Genomic DNA, 20,654 nt, shown 5'->3' on the forward strand with positions numbered 1-20,654 from the left:
TATAAATAATTAGAGCATTGGATAGAAAAGAAAAAGGGAGATGCTTATGAAAATACTTCTGGCTACTTATTGGGATATTCCCCATGTTGGTGGTGTATGGACATACATGGTCCAATTGAAAGAGAAACTTGAGTCTTTAGGTCATGAAGTAGATTTGCTTGGGTATGGGAAAGAGAGCAAAATCGTTCATGTTGCAAATGAAAATCGAAGCATTGACAAAGAAAAGCTGCTTCCTTTCATTAAAACAGTCGTGAACAAAGACCTGTTTCCGGAAATCTATGCAAATCAGCTGGTCGGTTATACCGAACAGCAGCGTTATGCGTATGAGCTTGGTGCAGCTTATTTAGGGCTCGATAAGTATGATATTGTTCACGCCCAGGATATTGTGTCAAGCACGAGCCTGAAAAGAGTGCTTCCAAACGATATTCCGCTTGTTACGACCCTTCACGGCTGTGTCGCACACGAAATCAGGCAGCAGCTCAATACGATTCACAGATCTTCAACCTCTTATCTGGCGAGACCTTACTATGATCATCTTGAACAAACGGGTGCAACGTCCGCCCAGAAGACGATCGTTGCCAACAACTGGCTGAAGAACATTCTGACGGACGAATTTCAAGTGCCGGCAGAGCAAATCGAAGTCTACCAGTACGGTTATGACGTCAATGGTTTCTTAAACAGGCTTGAAACAGAAGGAAGCAAAACTCCTGTGACAGACAAAAAAGTCATCCTGTTCACCGGAAGGCTTACCGAAATTAAAGGTGTTCACCATTTAATCGCTGCACTTGCTGAACTAAAGAATATCCGCGAAGACTGGGTATGCTGGATCGCAGGTGAAGGAGAGAAGCTTGCCCCGCTCAGACTTCAAAGCAGGGAGCTTGGTCTGGAAGATGATGTAGTCTTTTTGAAAAAGCGCGAAGATATTCCTTATTTGCTTTCACTCGCCGACATTTATGTTTTACCGAGCCTGTTGGAGAATCAGCCTTTATCATTAATTGAATCTCAAATAGCCGGGGTGCCTGCGATTGTCACCGATGCCGGGGGGCTGCCGGAAATGGTGGAACATGAAGTGACGGGACTTGTAGCGCCTAAAGGGGATTCGGAAACATTGTGCAGCTATCTGGATCGGTTGTTGGGAGATGACGAATTCAGACGCACATTGGGAGTAAACGTAAGGGAGTTTGCAAAAGAACATTGGGATATGGATCAAGCCGTTGACAAGATTGTAAATATTTATCAAACGATTACAGACACAAGGAGTGATGTTGAATGAAAACGTTAATTATTAATCATTTGCTCGACAGCATCAATAAAGAGCTGGATGGTGAGTGGTGGGCGACGTATTTGGATCTGCTGTTTCAATTAGCTGAACAGCGTGCACAGGAAAGTGAAGAGGCTTCAACAGAAGAATCAGAATTAGATTTGGTTGATGAAAACCTTAGACCGTTGATCCAAGATTTGCATTCCATCTTTGATCATATGAACAATCAGATTTTAGAAAATAATAATAGGATTTTACAAGACATTCAAACGGCGGCTGTCCAAGGGATGGATCGTGCAGCGTTAGAACAGGTCATTCGTTCATTGCCGCAAGTTCCTGGTATGGCAGACACTCTTAGTATAAATCGCGGATCTTTGTACCCTGCATCGGTGTCTAGTCCGGTAAACTCTTTTAATGGAGCGAAGGGGAATTCTTTAGGAAATAACACCGAATCATCGCCGATAAATTCTCAGCCGTCGAACTCTTTTATCGGGGGAAACGGAAATACTTTAAGTAATAGCATTGGATCATTGACAAAAGGTTCTATTCCGGCAAACTCTCCTAACGGAGCGAAAGGGAACACATTGGGAAATAACACTGGATCGTTGCCGAATGTTTCCAAAGCGGCAGACGCTTTACAAAATATAAATCAAGAAAATGTCGAAGAGAGCATTGAATCGCAGCCAAACGTTTCTGAAACGGTAAATGCCATGAAAAATATCGACCGCAACATAGCGGAAACGCTAAAAGAATCGCTGCCGGAAGATCATACTCTACCAAGTCCTGAAACGGTTAATGTTCTTAAAGAAGCTCAGAGAAACGGCGACGAATCGTAAAATAATCAGCCTTCGGAAAACGGAGGCTTTTTATTTTTCCGGCTTTCAATCCCCTTATCCCAAACCTTCCTAAAGTAGGTGGTTGTCTTTTACCTTTCTCTATCATGAAGCATACAATACTAAAAAGTGACCATATGAGACAGCTTCGCGATTTCCTATTACAAGCAGCCGTGTAACAGGAGGAAAGGGGAGTTGGAAATATGAATTTGCAAGAAATGAAGGGTCAATATGATGCCGTTTTTAGCATAGGGCACCTTTGTCTGTCGGCCATCCAGCTTAGAAAAAATAATTTGAGGCCGTTTGCAGGTCCTATTGACTGGATGACGTCTCATTCCTTGGCAGACGTCAACCGCCTTCTTCGAAATCGGTTTTCCGATTTTATGAGACCAGTAAATCTAAGGGTGTTAGGCTATAACACCGGTGAAAAAGAAGAAGGTTCTACGATCTATGTAAGAGATGACTATTATGGTGTTGAATTCGTTCACGATTTTGATGCAGATCAAAATACACTCGATGATTTAATGACGTATCCTGAGGTGATGGAAAAGTACAACAGAAGGATCAACCGCTTTATGGAACAAATGTCGGAGAGCAATCGCATTCTTTTCGTCAGAACGGAAGGAAGCCTTGAAGAGGCGCAGGAGCTTGAACTCGTTTTATCGGAATTGGTTCAGCATGACTTTAGCGTCCTTTTCGTGCGGCATACAGACGTCACCGGCATTGTCGAAATTGATTGGCCGCTTGAGAAAATTTGCGCTGTAGAATTGCCTGATACGGAAATATGGGAGGGCAATAATGCTTTATGGTCAGAGCTGTTTGAAGGAATCACACTCGTTTAACCAGCTATGTTTCATTCAAGTATACTCAAGGAGGAAAAGGGATGTTTGAGAATAAAGTCGTTTTCATTACCGGGGGAACAGGCTCATGGGGCCATGAGCTTATCCTTCAATTATTATCTTTAAATCCGAAAAAAATCATTGTATTTTCTAGAAATGAAGAGAGACAAGTACAGATGAGAAGGCTGATCGAAGATCCGAGGCTTTCGTTTTTCATCGGGGACATCCGCGATCGAAAAGCGCTGGTCGCCGGACTTAAAGGAGTCGATTACGTCTTTCATTTAGCGGCGCTGAAGCATGTGCCCGTCTGCGAGGAACAGCCGCTTGAAGCATTGAAAACGAATGTGACGGGAACCGAAAACGTCATTGAAGCAGCAATTGAAAACGGCGTGAAAAAAGTAATCAATGTTTCAACTGACAAAGCGGCAGATCCCGTCAATTTCTACGGCATGACGAAAGCGATCGGCGAAAAGCTCATTATTTATGCCAACCATTTGCATTCAGACACGGCCTTTATCTGCGTCAGGGGAGGGAATGTGCTCGGAAGCAGCGGAAGCGTCCTTCAGCTTTTTAAAGACCAAATTAAGCAAAAGAACGAAGTGAGCATCACGGATAAAAGAATGACCCGCTTCTTCTTAACAAAAGAAAAAACGATCCAGCTTTTATTACAGGCTGCAGTTCAAGGAAAAGGCGGAGAGATTTTCATCATGAATTCGCCTGCGTGCAGAATTTTGGATATGGCGGAAGTATTGATCGAGACATACGGAGATAAAAATACGTCAATCGTCGAAAGCGGCGCAAGACCTGGGGAAAAGCTTCATGAACTGCTGATTTCCGGGCACGAACACCAGCATGCCGTTTCGCTGACAGATGATCTTTCAGTCGTGCTGCCTTCGATCCAAATTCCGGAATTAAGTACACATTACGCCGGCTACAGATCTCTGCAAACGGAAAAATTAAGCTCGAAAGACTTTTTAATCTCAAAAGATGAAGTAAAAGAGATGTTAAAAGAGGGCGGATTTTTATCATGATGACGGGTGAGTAAGTCATTCATCATGTGCGGACTTTAAAAAGCATGGCATGCATTTTGCAGGCGATGCTTATGTTCGCTGGTTCATAAATGGCGAACCGGGCGCCGCTTTAAAAAACGCCCAGTCCGTAATTGTTTTACTGTCTAAGTGTTAAACCTTCGATTTTTTCTTCTACTTTTTTCGTTCGTTCCATTACTTTTTCCGTATAAGAGTAATCCCCGTAGCAGTATGGGTAGCGGAAGTTGTTTTTATTTCCGCCGCAGTTATACAGATCGGGGTTCTGTTTTACTTGCTTTTCGGAAAATTCCTTTGCCAGTTTCTCAGTGTGTTTTCCGCCGTGTTTTGAGACGTAATCAATGTAGCCTGATCCCATATTATAGCTTTGGATGATCGTTGCTAAATCGACTCCTTTTTTCTGTCCCGTTTTGTACATAACGGAAAAATGGTGCACACCTTGTTTGATGCTTGTCTCCGGGTCGTTAATTTCATTTCTTTTCAAGCCGAGAGATTCTGACGATTGCATCGGATCTTTGCCTCTGCCTTTCGACTCTTGATAGATCATTCCTAACAAGAGAGAGGTGTATTGTTCCAGTCCCTCTTTCTCAAGCTCTTTTTGTACAAGAGGCTTGTAATCTGTTAATCTCTCCATAATATTGGTCTCAGTGTCAAGAGGAAGCCATTTCAGCTGTTCCTGACCGTTGAGGGCCAAGAACAGGATCAAGGGAACGAGCACAAAAAAACACAAACAGCCAGCTCCGGCAAAACACCCTGATTTCTTTCTTTTCAACGGTTTCACCTCTGTAAAGCCCTAATCAGTACACAGCCTTTTTATTATGACACATCTTGATCTTAAGACCAAGCGATTTTATCAGCGCTTCTGATGATAATCTCTGTCAAATCCAAACGTGATGTCCGGAAGTGACCGAACCCTGAACCAGAAATACAAAAATCCGGCAATCAGCCAGACAGCGCCGATGATCAACGCGTTCTTGCTGATGCTCAAAAGCAGCCAGCCGCAAAAGGCGGCGCCTAAAAAAGGGAGGATCAAATAGCGCAGCGTGTTTAAAACGCCTTTTTGCCTCCGGCGGATATAGTAATGGGCAATGACAGACAGGTGAACAAATATAAAGCCGATCAAAGCGCCAAAACTGATGAACGAATAAATAACCTCCAATTCTCCTATCATGGCCGTCAGCGAAATCAGCCCGATAAAGACGATATTAAAAACCGGGGTTTTCAGTGTCGGATGAATATATCCGAAGAAACGCTTCGGCAAAGAGCTGTCGCGGCCCATCGCGTACAAAAGCCTTGAAGCGCTCGCATGCGACGAAAGGGAGGAAGAAATGACCGCTACCATAGTGCCCGCCAAAAAGAAAGAACGCAAAAAAGCGCCTCCCGCATAATAAGCAATTTCCAGCGATGCCGAATCGGCATGGCGGAACCTTTCATAATGCGGATAGATTTGCTGCATCAAATAACTGATGGCGGTAAACAGCATTCCTCCGATCGCTACCGTTAAGAAGATAGCCAGAGGAATATTCTTTTTCGGCTGAATCGTCTCTTCTGACATCGTCGAAATTGCGTCAAATCCCAAAAAGGAAAAACATAAAATCGTCGCCCCCGAGACGATAAGAGAAGGCTCCATATCCGGCTGATAAAACGGGGCCGCTGATACAAGTTCGCCTGAACCGAGGCCGCTTGAAAGCCCTGTGATCATAAAACCCGCAAATGTTAAAGCGACGATCACTTGGAAGGTGACAAACAAGGCTGTAATGCTCGCTGTCAATTTGATGCCCAAAATATTGACGGCCGTGATCGCCGAAGCGAGCAGAATCACCCAAAAGCCGTGGGGAACCTCTGGAAAGGCTGCTGACAAATAGGCGCTGCCGATCGCGAAGTTAACCATTGGCAAAAACAGATAATCGAGCATAATCGTCCAGCCCGCGATAAATCCCGCGCGGGGATGGATGCTTTCAAACGCATACGTATAAGCCGATCCGGCTTTCGGATAGGCTTTGACCATTTTGCCATAGCTTAATGCGGTCAATAGTAAAGCGGCAACCGTGAAAATATATGCCGCCGGAACATGTCCCTTTGTCATTTGGGCAACTACCCCGTATGAATCAAATACGACGAGCGGGTCCATATATGCCAGCCCAATGACGACAAGCGGGAGGAGGGTAAGGCTTCGTTTAAGCGCAGTTTCGTTTTTCAATGACTTATAAAACTCCTTATGATGTTAATTGTAAATTAAGACATATTTTAAATGTTTTTTGCCATGCTAGCAACCGTATAAAACGCCTTTTTTTCGTATAAAAACTCACGGTTAGGCAAATGCTTTTGACTGATCTTCAAAAAGCGAGGAGAATGTAACATATGGAAGAATTAAAAGGATATGTAGAAGCCGTTAAGAGGAATATGGAAACGATGAATGCAGCCGATTATGACGGGAAAGAAGACGATTTGAGAAGACAGCAGGAAGAAATCGAAAGGTATGAACGGCTGTTGAAAGAGCAGAGCATATCAGCCGAGGCATTTGACCGAATCGTGAGCGCCGCCGTTGATTATGCGGCGGGAGACATTCCTTTTTCACAGCTGGAACATGTCTATGAGGAGAAAAGCATCTAGCATCCGGGGCTTCCTGGATGTTCTTTTTATGCCATTGGAAAAAATATATATGGACAACTTGCGGTATTCAATATAAAAACCATGGCGCCGCCGGCGGGAATGACAGTATATCAATCCCGCCGGCCCGGCATACGATTGCATCCTGAATGGCGAATCGCACTTATTGGAGCGCACCATGAACAATTTATTGGATAACGCTGCCAGACACCCATCCTCCCAAGGTAACATTACGGATCGCTGCAATAAAAGTTGGCAATGCTCGATACGGGGCCGGGCTTCTCCGCGGAAGAACTGTAACGCGTTTTCGAACTTTTATATCGCGGTGAAGGATCAAGAAGTCGTTTAACCGGAGGCAGCGGATTAGGGTTGACCTTTTCACAAAGGAGTTTTTTAGGCGGCACGGAGGCGATCCTGCCGCAGAAAACCGTTCGGAGGGTGGAGCGCTGCTAACTGGAGGGTTACCTGCAGCAGTGCGTCATGTTGGACGGGACGCAAGTGCCATCGACCGCTGTCGGTGAGTCTGCTGAAGTGATACTGTTAAATACAGCGCTAGACTGTAACCTGAATCGTTCTGAAAACTTTTCAATCCGCTGTGTTTTGGTATATGATAAATAAGGGAAAATGACGTGCGGAAAAGGTGAAAATATGAAAGAGCAAAATCAAGACATACAAGAAGAACAAGATCTGTTTGCATTAGATGAAGAAACTTTATTTCTCGTCTCACAGACGTTTAAAGCGCTCTCAGATCCTACGAGAATTAAAATTCTCCATCTGCTGTCACAGGGGGAGCATTCGGTGAATGAAATTGCAGAAAAGCTGAGCCTTCTTCAGTCAACCGTATCCCATCAGCTGAGATTTTTAAAAAATCTTCGCCTCGTGAAATCGAGAAGGGCGGGAACCTCTATTTTTTATTCGCCTGAGGATCAGCACGTGCTTGATGTTCTTCAGCAAATGATCGATCATACGCAGCATGACTGACAGGATAAAAGGCAAACCCTAATCTTTTAGAGTTTGCCTTTTATATTGAACGGTTTTCTGCAACTTTTCCTTTTTTCAAAATAAAAAAAGAGAAGCCGACATAATAAACGGCAAGTACAAAAAAGCCGATCATTGTGGCCGGATCCTGCGCAAAAAACGTTCCGTACGCAGATCCTCCGCTTTGAATCGTTTGCAGGCGATTGATTTCGATAAGGCGCGATAGAAAACGGTATAAAAATAAGCAAAGGACAATCAGTTCAACCCATAAATGAGTCCGAAAATAGATCACCCCCTCGCGGTTCTCGATAGATAGATGCTTGAGCGCATAGATCGTAAGCAATAGCCCGAGCAGAATGCCGATCAAATCGTAAAGGTATGACAGCGGATGCAGGGAGCTCATCGTCAACAGTGTAATGAATACTCCCGAAAAAAGAACGATTCTGAATATCATCCGCGCTTTTTTTAATGGCTGAAAACCGATGGAGCGCTTTACTTTTATATAAACGATCAGACAAATGGCAAAAAACTGCGCAAAATATACGGCGATGCTTTCAACCTCCCTTCTAACCGAGTATATGTACAAACTTGAAAAATCGTACCGTGAAATCCGATTTTCAAGTTCAAAATAGGCCATGAGTTCTTGTTTTTGTTATTTAATGCTAAAATGCTTCTGTGCTATAGTAGAAGAATAAGAGAGGCTAACGGGAGGATGTACTTATGAAAATTGACCGCCTTCTGGCGATTGTCGTTCTGCTCGTCGGCAAAAGGCAGGTTCAGGCGAAGGAGCTTGCCGACATGTTCGAGGTGTCTGTCAGAACGATTTACCGGGATATTGAAACGATCAATCAGGCCGGCATCCCGATCGTTACGTCTCAGGGAGCAGGAGGCGGGATCAGCATAATGGAGCGGTTCCGTCTGGAAAACAAGCTTCTTTGCCATCTCGACGGCGCTCGAAAGCGTCTCATCGACCTATGAATCGTTTCATCAAGGGGCGGCCCTGCAGAAGATCCGCCAGCTCGTATCAGAGGAAGAACTGCATGAGTTTCGGGAAAAAACGGAAAAATGGTTTTTCGATATTTCTCCATGGGGAGAAAAGAGGATCATAAAGGAAAAGATGCAGCTGTTGAATCAAGCGATCGACAGCTCAAATATCGTATCTTTTATATATGCAAACAAGAAAGGACAAACGGGCAAACGGCTCACAGAACCCCACACCCTTGTGTTAAAGGCAGGCCATTGGTATTTGTATGCTTTTTGCCTGGAAAAGCAAGCGTTCCGTTTCTTTAAGCTGATTCGAATGAAAGACGTGACCGTTCTTTCTGATTCATATAAAAGAAGGGAAATCAACCTCTCTGAGCTCCCATGGGAGAGAACGTGGCATCAGCCTGACAACATGACGGAGATCACGCTTCTCGTCAACCCGTCCGGAGAGCCTTTGGCAAGGGAATGGTTCGGCGCTGAATCCCTTGCATATAAAAATGGGACGTGCATCGTCTCTGTAACATATCCGGAGGATGACTGGCTATTTCGATTTTTGCTTCACTTTGGCACCCATATCGAAGTCCTGCATCCTCCTCACATCCGCCAAAAGGTAAAAGAGTTGGCGAAGCAGGTTGTAGATGTATATAAGACGTGAAGCACCCCGCACAGAAGCCGGGGGTGCATTCGCATTCACTTTTTCCGACATCATTTTCGTGTCTGTCATCGTCACTGAACTTGAAAAGCTGCCCGTTTTGAAAATGACTTCTTTCATGTTTATGATGGGGCGACTGAACTTGCCTCCCTGATCAGCGGTGAAGTGTTTTACCGAAATGGACTCGGGTGATGGATTTGAAAAATTTTATCTGATTTAAGATGCGTACATCCGCCGTCAGTCCATTTTCGCCTGCACATTCCAAACGACAGTTTTAATATTCACATTTCCGTAAATGTGTAAACCGTCAGCAGCCGGTGCGTCAAGTACGACGCGGCCCCGTCTTCCTCCTTAAACAGCAGTTTTTGGTCTTCTCTTTGATGCCGTCTCCAATTTCCGAACCAGCCTTGAAATGCTTAGATTTTCCGTTATATGTATGATTCTTTCCGGCGGCTGAAGCATTTGCGGTAGAAAGCCTGCCATCAATATCAATTCTGCTAATTTCTTCATCTCTCTACATCCTCCAAAAAGCATTATTTTTACATGAGGAAAAACGTTGCCATCATCTGCAGTGTCTTGCCCTTTCATAACCAAGTAATAGAAATTGTATCTTGAATATGTAAATCAGCTATTTGGAAGCTTATCAAAAACAGGAAGTCTGGAATGAAATCGTTTGTTTTACGAATAATACTATTTTTAAAATTGAGATTTTGAAGGAATGAGAAGGGGGAAAAGACCGCGATTGATTAAGCGGCTGGAATCGAACAAAATGTAACCTCAATTTCTGAAAACTTGACACAATGCTGTCATATTACATTTTATATGATCTAGGTAAAGGAGGAATGAACATGGAAACTTTGGTATGTCAAAGCTGCTCTATGCCGATGGCAGGGGAGGCTCTGGGCGGCACGGAAAAGGATGGCGGTAAAAGCCGCGATTATTGTATGTATTGCTATAAGAATGGCGAGTTTAAACAGCCTGATGCAACCCTTGAAGATATGATTAAGATATGCGTGCCGCATTTAATAGAGGGAGGCAGGACAGAGGAGGAAGCGAGGAGGCTCTTAGAAAGCACATTGCCGCATCTGAAGCGCTGGAAATCAACATTGATAAACAGGAAGGAGAGGCGGTCATGAGCTTTTCGCATTTTGAATATTTGGACAAAAAACGGTTCACCGGGATATCGACTGTAACGAGCAACGCGGAGGAAGCGTCAGGGAAGGGCAAAATTGCGGCAATGTGGGAATTGTTCAGCAAGCAAAATGCCATTCCGCCAAAGTCTGAGGTCATCGCGCTTTATTCACAGTATGAAACAGACGAGCACGGAACATATTCGTATTCCATCGGAACGTTTGCTGAACAATGCAGGGACGGTCAGGACGTCATCACTCTCCCGGCTTCCTTATACGCCGTCTTCACATCGCAGCGGGGAAGGTTTGAAGAGGTCGTTTTTGAAACGTGGCAAGAGATTTGGTCATGGAAAGAGAAAGGATTGCGTACGTATACCGGGGATTTCGAGGTTTACGATGAAAGGGCCGCCGATATAGGAAATGCTCAGGTTACCATATATGTGGCCGTTAAAAAATAAATATCTTGAAAAACTAATGATATTAGTTTTATAATGAAACTAACGTCATTAGTTTTTTATTTTATTTAAAGAGGTGGAGCTTTTGAGACTGACCCGCTATGATTCGATTTACCAGCTGACATTTTTTCCGTCTATATTTCCCGTCAATTGCTATTTGGCCGAGGAAGAAGACGGTTTAACGCTTGTCGATGCCGGACTTCCCGTAAGCAAAAAAGGAATAATGGAGGCCGCTGAAGGTCTTGGCAAACCGATCAAAAGAATTGTGCTGACTCATGCACACGGCGATCATGTTGGATCGCTTGATACGCTCAAACAAGCGATCCCCGGTGTAAAGGTCTTGATTTCTGAACGCGATTCGCGCTTGTTGAGAGGGGACAAATCGCTCTTGGAAGGCGAAGCACAAACACCGATAAAGGGAGATGTCCCGAAAAACATCCGGACAAAGCCGGATCAGTTTTTGTATGACAGCGACCACGTCGGATCATTGCTTGTGATTGCAACACCGGGGCATACGCCGGGAAGCCTGTCTTTTTTTGATGAAAAAAACGGGGTTCTGATCGCAGGCGATGCTTACCACACAAGAAGCGGGATCACGGTATCGGGACGTTTGAAGCTTTCTTTTCCTTTTCCCGCGCTTGCCACTTGGAATAAGGAAGAAGCTTTAAAAAGCGCGAAGAAATTATTAGACATCAAGCCTAAAGTGCTTGCCACAGGCCACGGCAACATGGCAATAGATCCACTGGAAGGCATGAAAAAGGCGATCGGGGAAGCTGAAGCTTCGCTGAAAAGGAAAGGGTGAAAAAGATGTCTCCGAGAATAGGGCTGAACATGCAGACAATATTGGAAACAGCCGCGACATTGGCAGACCAGGAAGGGATTCACGCGGTAACATTGGCATCACTTTCAAAAAAACTGAATGTGCGACCGCCGTCTTTATATAATCATGTTGAAGGTCTTGCCGGCATCCGTAAAGAGCTGGCTGTGTTGGGACTGAGGAGCCTTTATGAGGAAATGGCTACAGCGGTTCAGGATGCCGAAAAAGGCGAGGCTGTCTGCAATATGGCCAGAGCTTATGTTGCATTCGCCAGAAACCGCCCCGGGCTGTATGAAGCGACTCTGTTGAAACCGGCGGATGAAGACAAACGGATCGAAGAGGCCGGCGAGAGAATCGTCAACCTGGCCCTCTCGGTATTAAAGGATTACCAATTAGACGACGTGTCAGCCATTCATGCAGTGAGGGGCTTGAGGAGCATTATGCATGGATTTGCAACACTTATGCAAATTCGCGCTTTCGGGCTTCCGTACGATATTGAAGACAGTCTGAAGATGACGGTCCGGGCTTTTTTGGCGGGTCTTGACGCCAGCCGGATCAAATGAGGGGAAAGGCATCCTGAGAAAATGGATTTAGAAAATTCCAAATTGTTTACTTTTTCCTGAAAGTTTAGTATCATGGGATTAAGACTCAAGAAGCATTTCTGAGTCGTAGGTATTATATGGCTTAACCAGCCACCTTCCTGCCTTGGCGAAAGCCAAGGATTTTTTTGCCGTAACCGAACCGTCAATTTTTAAAAAAAGGATTACGGGGCTTGGACAGAGAAAATAAAAAAACAGAGCAGCCTTGGTGCAACAGGCAGATGGAAAAGGCGAAAAAGGCTCTGAAAACGGGCAGGAGGGTTGTTATGCTGAAAAATGTTTTTCTGAATCAATTGAAAGCATGCTATAACGAAACGACTTGGTTTGTTTGTTTTCAAACGGCCGCTGAAGGCCTGACCGAGAGTCAGGCAAAGCAAAAAGGCGAAGGCACAGAAAATTCGATTATGGAAATCACCAATCATTTAATTTTTTATAATGAACGGTATTTAAAGCGGTTTAAAGGAATTCCCGTCCCGGCGTTTGACTATACCATCGATGATACGTTCATCAACAAAAGCGGACTTGGGTGGGAAGAGAGCAGAAAGGATCTGGACCGCATTTATTCCGAATGGATAGAAGCGCTTGCCTCTTGCGACGAAACGAAGCTGACCAAGCCGGCAGAACATGATCCGAAACACACCTGGTCGGAAATTCTATCCCTTCTCATTCTCCATAACACCTATCATTTGGGGCAGATCGTGACGATAAGAAAGCAGCAGAAAAGCTGGGATCCTGCAAAAGGTGTAAACTGACGTTCAAGCGCTCGGATAAAACCGCTGTCCGGGCGCTCAAATAAAATTAAGAAACCATAAAAATATTATGTAAACTGAAAGGGAGTATCTTCAATTTGAATTGACAAATATTCCTTTCTATATTATATTTTTCTTATAAGAGTTAGTTATTTAAATAACTAAGAAGGTGAGGATATGGCAAGACCTAATGTCACATCAAAAAAAATGCTGATTGATGCTGCCAAAAGGTGCATTGCGGATGAAGGGCTGGAACATTTGACGCTCAAAGCGGTCGCCGAAAAAGCGAAGGTGACGCAGGGTACCGTCTATTATCACTTCCGCACGAAAGAGCAGCTTGTATTCGAGGTGGTGCAGGACGTGTGCTACACGTCGTGGGAACAGTTAAAGACAGGGCGGAAGCCGGCGGAGGAAAAGGTCAAGGAAGGCCTGCTTTCTGCCAAGTCAAGAACGGGTGAGGATTCGTATTATCATCGGCTATTTTTGGAGCTGGTCGTTTCTGGGTTTCGCAATGAAAAGGTGAACAGCCAAATAAGCAAACTGACAGACGATGAAAATACGTTTCTGACGGAGCAGCTTTCTGAGATATGGAAGCGTTCCCCGGTAGAAGGGGTTTCTTTCAAGACATGGGGGATTCTTTTAAACGCATTGATTGACGGTCTTGCGCTGCAGTCAGTGATTTCTCCCGGCTTTTCATCTGAAGAAATATATGGGGAACTTGAGCTTGTTTTACAGCATTTGACCGAAAAAGCCGGCCAACCTGATAGAAAGGAATAGGAGGGGACATATGTTTACGGAAAGAATAGGCCTCGCGCTTCTTTTTTCGTTTCTCGTCTGGCTGGGGGCGACGATGTTTTTTGTACTGTTTGGGGAACAGGTTCTCGCAGACCCCGGCGAACAGCGTTTTTTCGTTAATTTTCTGCTTCTTGAAGCGGGAACGTTTGTCATTCTATACGCGGTCTTGTCTTTGTATCAAAAGCTTGACAGATCACGCTATGCGGCGGTCAAGCTCGGAATTTGGGGTTCGGCGGCCGGATTGTTCATTGACACGTTTTCATTGTGGAACCATTCTCTGATCTTCCCAAAGCTGTCACAAGGCCAGGTGATTGCCTTCGCGATTTGGATGGTATGTGCCTATGCAATGTATCTTATGATCCCGCTCATCCTGACAAGGAAGGAAAAGCAAGACTCGCCATAGTCGGTGTTATGTAGCGTTCGCCCGTTTTCAATATTCGAAACGGGCGAATGTTTCATTTTTAGGCGGAGGGGATTGAATTTTCGGCATTGATATAGCCTGCGCCGTAGATGTTGGCGTCTCTATCCTTCCACAGATCGGCACCTTCCATCAAGAGCCTTTTGACTTCATCCGGTGCGGCACCCGGTGTTTGCTGGAGAACGAGTGCGGCGATTCCCGCGCAAATCGGAGTGGCCATCGATGTACCGGACATCGTCATATAGTCTGTGCCGACGCGGCTTGATTTTTGCAGCTTATCCAGAAAAGAACCCGGTGAACGAAGCGAAACGATATTGGTTCCCGGCGCTAAAATATCCGGCTTTACCTTGCCGTATATCGTCGGTCCTCTGCTCGAAAAAGAAGCCACATCGTCATCGTCTCTGCTTACCGTATCGCGGTCATCGAGCGCGCCGACGGTAATGACTTTTCCGCTGACGCCGGGGCTTGCTATCGTTTTGGCATCAGGTCCGGAGTTGCCGGCTGCAACACAGACGACAATCCCCGCGTCCCACGCTGCATCTACGGCTTTGACGACCGGATCTTCCTGTTCATTTTCGTATGGAAGCGCATCTGAACCGAGAGACATTGAGATGATATCAATCGGGCGATCGGGATTCTCTTCATTAAATTGTATGCACCAGTCGATCCCGCGAATCACGGTTTCCAGCGATCCAGCCCCCATTTTGTCCAATACTTTTACTCCGATCAGCTCAGCCTCGGGCGCCGGGCCGCTGTATTTTCCGGAAGAAGCCAGTCCGTTTCCTGCTACATCGCCGGCGCAGTGTGTCCCGTGTCCATTGTCATCATAAGGTTCTGTTCTTTGGTTGACAAAGTCGGTAAACGCCCTGATCCTTCCTTCAAGATCAGAATGCGGATAAATTCCTGTGTCCACGACAGCCACTGTGACGCCTTTTCCCGTCAGCGTCCGGTTGTTTCTGACGACTTCCTTGGCATGGCTTGACTCGACGGCGACATCAAGCAAAGCTGTGACTTTCCGGTTTAAATAAATTTTGCGGATGTCTCCGCACTCTGTAAGAAGGGAGTTCAGGACAGCAGGCGTGACTTCGGCGCTGCAGCAATTGATTTTCGGAAAATTATGCTTCATTTTATTTCGTCTTTCCTTGCCTGTCATCTCGTTTACAAATTGGTAGCCACGATGATGACAAACTCCTTCAAATTCGATAATCACCGACATCTTTTTTCGTTTCATCAACATTTTTTCAAACAGGCCGTGCAAAAAACAAGGCGTCCATTTAAAAGGTTTATAGAGCCTTAACACCTTTTCTCTCAGCGGCCGGTCCAATTTGTGGGCGTTGTTGCGAACCATTTGAACCATGTAGGAACCGAACATCAGCATCCACCTCATTATCAATTATTCTTTCTTATAATCTATGAATCAGAGGCTGAATCCGTAAAGATGGCTGTCCACATGAAAGGGAAAAGGGGCCGGTTCACTATTGATGATCTTTCTGCATCCTTTGGATCGGAACGGCCCGGCTACGGTTACAAGTTTCATTCGAACAAAATACATGCTATTCTGTTCTTGTATTTGGTAAAACAAGGGGTGATCTAAATGGCAGTGATCGAAGACTTTTTAAAGCTTGATATCCGGATCGGAACGATTGTAAAAGCGGAACATTTTCCGGAGGCGAGGGTGCCGGCGATCAAGCTCGAGGTCGATTTTGGAGAAGAGGTCGGCATCAAGCAGTCGAGCGCGCAAATTACGAAACGCTACGCACCGGAAATGCTGGAGGGGAGGCAGGTCGTAGCAGTTGTCAATTTTCCGCCGCGGCGGATTGCCGGGTTTAAATCAGAGGTGCTCGTCCTGGGGGGCGTGCCTGAAAAAGGCGATGTGATCCTATTAACGCCTGATGAAGAAGCGCCGAACGGAACAAGAATCGGGTGAAAAAGAGGCTCTCAGGGATACCCAGAGAGCCTCTTTGCATGATTAGAGCTTGAATTTTTTCGTTAAATCCCTTAGCTCCTCAGCCATTTGTTCAAGCGTTGCGGCAGACGAGCTGATTTCTTCCATCGATGCCAGCTGTTCCTCCGCAGATGCGGCGATGTCCTGAATGCCGGCTGTGCTTTCTCTTGAGACTTCGGCAATATCCCCGACTGCTTCCGAGACGTCCTGCGACCCTTTTGACAGCTGTTCGACCGCTGTATTCATCGTTTGCAGCTTGCCGGCAATCTCATTTGTCATGCCATAAATATGTTTGAAGCTGGCCTCGGTTTCTTCGGTGATTTTCAGCCCTGACATTACCTCATCATTGACCGACTGAAACATTTTCAGCGAATTGTCGATTTCTTTAACGATGTCCTGAATCAAGTCTTCAATCTCCTTTGCCGAGCCTGCCGATTGGGCGGCGAGCTTCCGCACCTCCTCGGCAACGACGGAAAATCCGCGGCCCGACTCCCCGGCACGCGCGGCTTCGATCGCTGCGTTCAGCGCCAGCAAATTCGTCTGATCGGCGATGCCGTTGATGACGCGCAGGATTGCCGTAATATCCTTTGATTTGGCTTCAAGCCCTTTGACGACCCCTTCAGCCTGTTTGACTGAGCGATCGATTGAATTCATCTGGCCGACCGTCTTTTGAACGAGCTCTCCTCCAGATTCGGCAATCTTCGTTGATTTGCTTGACGAGTCTGTAATCGATTCCGTCACTTTCGCCATTTCAAGCAATTTGCTGTTCATTTGACCGAGCTGTTTCGAGCTTGTTTCCACTTTTTCATTTTGGTTTTCCGCCCCGTTTGAGAACTGCTCGATGGCCAGAGTGATGTGTTCCGTCGCCTTGCTCGTCTGATCGGCGCTTGCTGTCAGCTGCTCGGAGGAGGAAGCGACATTATCCACAGATTCTTGGATGGTGCCGATCAATGTGCGGAGCGATTCAGCCATCTCGTTAAAGCTTGTGCCGAGCTGCCCGAATTCGTCTTTGGAACGGACGTCGATGGTTTGCGTCAGATCGCCGCTGCTGATGCTTTTTGCAGATGAAACAAGCTGTCTCAAAGGCTTGCTGATCGCCCGTATGATAAAAAAGACGGCCATGCCTCCGAGAATCATCGCGCCGGCGAGAATGACGACGGCCATATGAAGGACCGGCTTTGAAGCATCTGTCATTTCATCCCCAAAGATCGTACCGGCGATTTTCCAACCGGTTAATTTGTTTGTTGCAAAGACCATCTGTCCGTCTTTGCCTTCGGAGACGTAGTGCAGTTTGCCTTTTTCCTTGCCGTACGCTTCTTTCACCCAGCCTCCTTCACCTTCAGTGCCTGCGGCGATCTTCGGATGGGCGATGTATGTCTTTTCCGAGCTTAAAATAAATGCAAAACCGTTTTTTCCGATTTTGACGGCCTTCGTCGCTTTAATCAGCTCGTCGATATTTAAGCTGAGCGCGGCAACTCCTGATCCATCTTCATTTTGTTTGGCGATGGTGATGACGGTATTGCCTGTGGCGGCCGACTGATAGGGCTCAGTTACAATCACTTCGCCTTTTTTCTCAAAGGCTTCTTGATACCAGCCCCTTTTAACGGGATCATAATCATCCGGCATTTTTGTATAAGGATACTGGACATAAACGCTGTCTTTTGAACCGGTAAAAACAGCCTCGACATCCTTGTTTTGTTTTGCGTATTGTTCAAATTTTTCTCTGAGGGAAGTCTGGCCTTTTTCCTCATATGCTTTTTTGCGAATCGTTTCACTGAAATAAGCGATCGCATCCGCCTTTTTTTCGACATTTTGGCTGATCATTTTATTTAATTGATCAACGCTGTTGTTCGCGCTCCTCATGATTTCGCCTTCAAGCGAATGTCCAGCGGTGCTGTATGAGCTAAACGCGAGCGCTGAAACAGGGATTGTCAATATACATAAAAATGAAATGATTAACCTTTTTGAAATAGACGGACGCTTGATCCATCCCCATATTTTTCCCATAGTCATAGCTCCTTTGTTCTAGTTTCGACATTTATATCGGTTAAATTTCTTAATTTTGAATCAATTCTGAAAACAACCAAATTTTGTTTTTATGTTTAGGCATTCGGATTATTGTGCGGAAAATATCAATATACTTACATTCTCTGTTCTTCAAGCCCCAATTTATTGAACCGTGTTTACACACAAGAGTTCATATGTTTTTTTTTTGCATCCCTGACATCATGTTGTCAGGACACTTCTGTATAATGATCTTTAGATTATGTCAGCGTTTCAGGAGTGATGAATATGATTGAAAATCAATTTATTAAACTTGTTGGCTTAAAGGAAAATAACTTAAAAAATGTAACCTTACATATTCCAAAAAGGAAAATCACTGTATTTACGGGTGTTTCTGGATCCGGCAAATCATCAATCGTATTTGACACAATAAGTAAGGAAGCTCAACGCCAGTTGAACCAGACTTTTACGGCGTATATTCAAAACCGATTGCCAACATACAGTCAACCAGACGCATTATCCGTCGAGAACCTTTCCCCCGCAGTGGTGATTGATCAAAGACGCTTAGGAGGAAATGTACGTTCAACGCTTGGTACGGTCACAGATATTTATTCATTATTACGATTGCTATTTTCTCGTATTGGAAAGCCCTTTATTGGCGAATCTGATGTTTTTTCTTTCAACAATCCGAAAGGAATGTGTCCGAAGTGTCAGGGAATTGGACGAAAAATAGAGCCGAATATAGAGAAATTATTCGATAAGTTGAAATCGCTTTATGAAGGAGCCGTTTTGTTTTCCACTTTCGGTGTGGGAACTTGGTATTGGCATAAGCATTTAGTTTCAGGCATTTTTGATCCGGATAAAATCTTAAAAAATTTTACGGATGAAGAGTGGCAAACGTTATTATACGGAAAGAACAAGAAAATCGTACTGCCCTTGAAAAATGAACCTGTCAAGTATTTTGAAGGTGTTGTCGATCGGTTTAAACGTCTATACTTAAAAAAAGAAATCAGCCAAATACCAAGCAACGTGAAGAACTTTATAACCTTAAAACTTGTTCTGCATGCAACGGAACTCGATTATGTAAAGAAGTATTAAATTGTAAAATCAATGGTTATAACATTGCTCAGTTGGCTGCTATGGAAGTAACGGAGTTGATAAAATTTATAGAAATGATTAGGGACCCAATCGCAAAACCGATCATTTCAAATCTTGCGAATCGATTGCAATCACTCGTGAACATGGGGCTAAATTATCTCACGCTGAACCGTGAAACATCGACTTTGTCCGGAGGCGAATCGCAGCGTGTAAAGATGATACGGCATCTTAATAGCAGCCTGACGGATATGATGTATATTTTTGACGAACCGAGTACCGGACTGCACCCCCATGACGTGAAAAGACTCAATCGGATGTTGCAAAAACTCCGTGACAAAGGAAACACTGTGATAGTGGTTGAACATGACAAGGATGTTATTAAAATCGCCGATCATGTTGTGGATGTTGGACCGGGGGCAGGTACAAACGGTGGCGACATTGTCTATGAAGGAAATCTTCCTGGATTATACGACGCTGATACACTAACAGGAAGATATATGAGGACTAAACAATCATTAAAAAAGGAAACCCGTAAATGTAACGGATATCTTTCCACTGTCGCAGCCGCAAAACACAACCTAAAGAACGTTACTGCTTACATTCCTTGCGGTGTTCTCACTGTAATTACCGGCGTAGCTGGTTCGGGGAAAAGCACATTGATTTTTGATGAGTTTTTAGAACAGCATCCAGATGCCATTGTTATCGACCAAAAGCCAGTGAGCACCTCGGTTCGGTCAACCCCGGCGACATATACGGGCATTATGGATGCAATTCGAGATTCCTTTGCATCTGCTAACAAAGTAAGTAAGTCACTTTTTAGTTTTAACTCAAAAGGTGCTTGCCCAGAATGCCAGGGGAACGGATTTATTAATACGGATCTTGCATTTCTTGAGAGTATTAGAACGACTTGTGAAGCATGTAATGGGAAACGATTCAAAGATGAAGTTCTTCAATATAAGTTAAACGGGAAATCTATTTCAGACGTATTAGACATGACGGTACTTGAGGCAGTTCAATTTTTTCAGGAGAAAGAAGTGGTTTCCACTTTAAAATCATTATCAGAAGTAGGACTAGACTATATGACACTGGGCCAGCCGCTGAACACATTATCGGGTGGAGAATGTCAAAGAATTAAATTAGCCGGCGAGCTGCACAGATCTGGCAACATTTACGTTCTGGACGAGCCGACGACTGGATTGCATATGTCTGATGTTAGACGCCTAGTAACGATTTTAAATCGTTTAGTTGATAACGGGAGTACCGTTATTGTGATTGAACACAATCTGGATATGATGAAACAAGCAGACTGGATTATTGATCTTGGACCTAGCGGCGGAAAAAGAGGGGGGAAATCATGTTCGCAGGTACGCCACGTGATTTGGTAACAAGAGGTAACTCCCTAACCGCACAATATCTAAGAAATGATATACAGGGGGTCTAA

Annotated in this window: 21 protein-coding genes and 2 pseudogenes; 17 read left to right on the forward strand and 6 right to left on the reverse strand. The window is 44.8% G+C overall.

What is annotated here, in order from left to right; genetic code table 11:
- Positions 1-46 precede the first annotated feature (46 nt).
- The 4 genes from V7126_RS08330 to V7126_RS08345 all read left to right on the forward strand — a co-directional run bounded on the left by V7126_RS08330 (position 47) and on the right by V7126_RS08345 (position 3,964).
- Positions 47-1,273, forward strand: a complete 1,227-nt coding sequence (locus V7126_RS08330) for a glycosyltransferase family 4 protein (RefSeq protein ID WP_216898591.1) — start codon at positions 47-49, stop codon at positions 1,271-1,273.
- Positions 1,270-2,097 carry a hypothetical protein gene (locus V7126_RS08335; RefSeq protein WP_335497520.1) on the forward strand — a complete coding sequence of 276 codons (828 nt, stop codon included), beginning with the start codon at positions 1,270-1,272 and terminating at the stop codon, positions 2,095-2,097. Before V7126_RS08330 ends, V7126_RS08335 begins: the two co-directional genes overlap by 4 nt.
- A 200-nt stretch (positions 2,098-2,297) precedes the next feature.
- The gene (locus V7126_RS08340) at positions 2,298-2,936 is read left to right on the forward strand and encodes a DUF1796 family putative cysteine peptidase (protein WP_335497521.1); all 639 of its coding nucleotides are present in this window, start codon (positions 2,298-2,300) and stop codon (positions 2,934-2,936) included.
- 41 nt (positions 2,937-2,977) lie between these two features.
- Positions 2,978-3,964, forward strand: a complete 987-nt coding sequence (locus V7126_RS08345; RefSeq protein ID WP_335497522.1) for a polysaccharide biosynthesis protein — start codon at positions 2,978-2,980, stop codon at positions 3,962-3,964.
- Between the two features lie 136 nt (positions 3,965-4,100).
- Here V7126_RS08345 and V7126_RS08350 read toward each other — a convergent pair whose 3' ends face one another.
- Both V7126_RS08350 and V7126_RS08355 read right to left on the reverse strand, forming a co-directional pair.
- Positions 4,101-4,751 carry a lysozyme family protein gene (locus V7126_RS08350; protein WP_046132885.1) on the reverse strand — a complete coding sequence of 217 codons (651 nt, stop codon included), beginning with the start codon at positions 4,749-4,751 and terminating at the stop codon, positions 4,101-4,103.
- A gap of 81 nt (positions 4,752-4,832) precedes the next feature.
- Positions 4,833-6,179 carry an APC family permease gene (locus V7126_RS08355; protein WP_046132886.1) on the reverse strand — a complete coding sequence of 449 codons (1,347 nt, stop codon included), beginning with the start codon at positions 6,177-6,179 and terminating at the stop codon, positions 4,833-4,835.
- Positions 6,180-6,340: 161 nt separating this feature from the next.
- Here V7126_RS08355 and V7126_RS08360 point away from each other — a divergent pair, with 161 nt between their 5' ends.
- The gene (locus V7126_RS08360) at positions 6,341-6,592 is read left to right on the forward strand and encodes a YnfE family protein (protein ID WP_046132887.1); all 252 of its coding nucleotides are present in this window, start codon (positions 6,341-6,343) and stop codon (positions 6,590-6,592) included.
- Positions 6,593-7,237: 645 nt separating this feature from the next.
- A complete protein-coding gene (czrA, locus tag V7126_RS08365) occupies positions 7,238-7,570 on the forward strand; it encodes a Zn(II)-responsive metalloregulatory transcriptional repressor CzrA (protein WP_046132918.1) in 333 nt (110 codons plus the stop codon).
- 40 nt (positions 7,571-7,610) lie between these two features.
- Here czrA and V7126_RS08370 read toward each other — a convergent pair whose 3' ends face one another.
- Positions 7,611-8,204: a sporulation protein gene (locus tag V7126_RS08370; protein ID WP_231947350.1), complete on the reverse strand. Its 594-nt coding sequence runs from the start codon at positions 8,202-8,204 to the stop codon at positions 7,611-7,613.
- A gap of 83 nt (positions 8,205-8,287) precedes the next feature.
- Here V7126_RS08370 and V7126_RS08375 point away from each other — a divergent pair.
- Both V7126_RS08375 and V7126_RS08380 read left to right on the forward strand, forming a co-directional pair.
- Positions 8,288-9,206 (forward strand): annotated as a pseudogene (locus tag V7126_RS08375) (helix-turn-helix transcriptional regulator).
- Positions 9,190-9,357: a hypothetical protein gene (locus V7126_RS08380; RefSeq protein WP_335497523.1), complete on the forward strand. Its 168-nt coding sequence runs from the start codon at positions 9,190-9,192 to the stop codon at positions 9,355-9,357. The pseudogene V7126_RS08375 and the gene V7126_RS08380 overlap by 17 nt, the downstream one beginning before the upstream one ends.
- 197 nt (positions 9,358-9,554) lie before the next feature.
- On the opposite strand, the gene V7126_RS08385 is transcribed toward V7126_RS08380, so the two are convergent.
- The gene (locus tag V7126_RS08385) at positions 9,555-9,713 is read right to left on the reverse strand and encodes a hypothetical protein (RefSeq protein WP_157759339.1); all 159 of its coding nucleotides are present in this window, start codon (positions 9,711-9,713) and stop codon (positions 9,555-9,557) included.
- 338 nt (positions 9,714-10,051) lie between these two features.
- Here V7126_RS08385 and V7126_RS08390 point away from each other — a divergent pair, with 338 nt between their 5' ends.
- The 7 genes from V7126_RS08390 to V7126_RS08420 all read left to right on the forward strand — a co-directional run bounded on the left by V7126_RS08390 (position 10,052) and on the right by V7126_RS08420 (position 14,151).
- Positions 10,052-10,339, forward strand: coding sequence for a zinc ribbon domain-containing protein (locus tag V7126_RS08390; protein ID WP_046132888.1), 288 nt, complete (start codon positions 10,052-10,054; stop codon positions 10,337-10,339).
- Positions 10,336-10,791, forward strand: coding sequence for a GyrI-like domain-containing protein (locus tag V7126_RS08395; protein ID WP_046132889.1), 456 nt, complete (start codon positions 10,336-10,338; stop codon positions 10,789-10,791). Before V7126_RS08390 ends, V7126_RS08395 begins: the two co-directional genes overlap by 4 nt.
- A gap of 82 nt (positions 10,792-10,873) precedes the next feature.
- The gene (locus tag V7126_RS08400) at positions 10,874-11,590 is read left to right on the forward strand and encodes an MBL fold metallo-hydrolase (protein WP_046132890.1); all 717 of its coding nucleotides are present in this window, start codon (positions 10,874-10,876) and stop codon (positions 11,588-11,590) included.
- A gap of 5 nt (positions 11,591-11,595) precedes the next feature.
- Positions 11,596-12,168 (forward strand): TetR/AcrR family transcriptional regulator, encoded by a 573-nt coding sequence (locus tag V7126_RS08405; RefSeq protein WP_335497524.1) that lies wholly within the window; start codon positions 11,596-11,598, stop codon positions 12,166-12,168.
- A 302-nt stretch (positions 12,169-12,470) separates the two neighbouring features.
- Complete coding sequence (locus V7126_RS08410; RefSeq protein ID WP_046132920.1) at positions 12,471-12,956, forward strand: DinB family protein; 486 nt, start codon at positions 12,471-12,473, stop codon at positions 12,954-12,956.
- A gap of 174 nt (positions 12,957-13,130) precedes the next feature.
- Positions 13,131-13,730, forward strand: coding sequence for a TetR/AcrR family transcriptional regulator (locus V7126_RS08415; RefSeq protein WP_046132892.1), 600 nt, complete (start codon positions 13,131-13,133; stop codon positions 13,728-13,730).
- A 10-nt stretch (positions 13,731-13,740) separates the two neighbouring features.
- A complete protein-coding gene (locus V7126_RS08420) occupies positions 13,741-14,151 on the forward strand; it encodes a DUF5367 family protein (RefSeq protein WP_046132893.1) in 411 nt (136 codons plus the stop codon).
- Between the two features lie 58 nt (positions 14,152-14,209).
- On the opposite strand, the gene V7126_RS08425 is transcribed toward V7126_RS08420, so the two are convergent.
- A complete protein-coding gene (locus tag V7126_RS08425) occupies positions 14,210-15,538 on the reverse strand; it encodes a S8 family peptidase (RefSeq protein WP_335497525.1) in 1,329 nt (442 codons plus the stop codon).
- Positions 15,539-15,760: 222 nt separating this feature from the next.
- On the opposite strand from V7126_RS08425, the gene csaA reads away from it, so the two are divergent.
- Positions 15,761-16,093 (forward strand): chaperone CsaA, encoded by a 333-nt coding sequence (gene csaA / locus V7126_RS08430; protein ID WP_046132895.1) that lies wholly within the window; start codon positions 15,761-15,763, stop codon positions 16,091-16,093.
- 42 nt (positions 16,094-16,135) lie between these two features.
- Here csaA and tlpB read toward each other — a convergent pair whose 3' ends face one another.
- A complete protein-coding gene (tlpB, locus tag V7126_RS08435) occupies positions 16,136-18,124 on the reverse strand; it encodes a methyl-accepting chemotaxis protein TlpB (RefSeq protein ID WP_438823799.1) in 1,989 nt (662 codons plus the stop codon).
- 273 nt (positions 18,125-18,397) lie between these two features.
- On the opposite strand from tlpB, the pseudogene V7126_RS08440 reads away from it, so the two are divergent.
- Positions 18,398-20,654, forward strand: a pseudogene (locus tag V7126_RS08440) (ATP-binding cassette domain-containing protein).

It is taken from the genome of Bacillus sp. JJ675 (assembly GCF_036963165.1).
Classification (GTDB): Bacteria; Bacillota; Bacilli; order Bacillales; family Bacillaceae; genus Bacillus; species Bacillus glycinifermentans.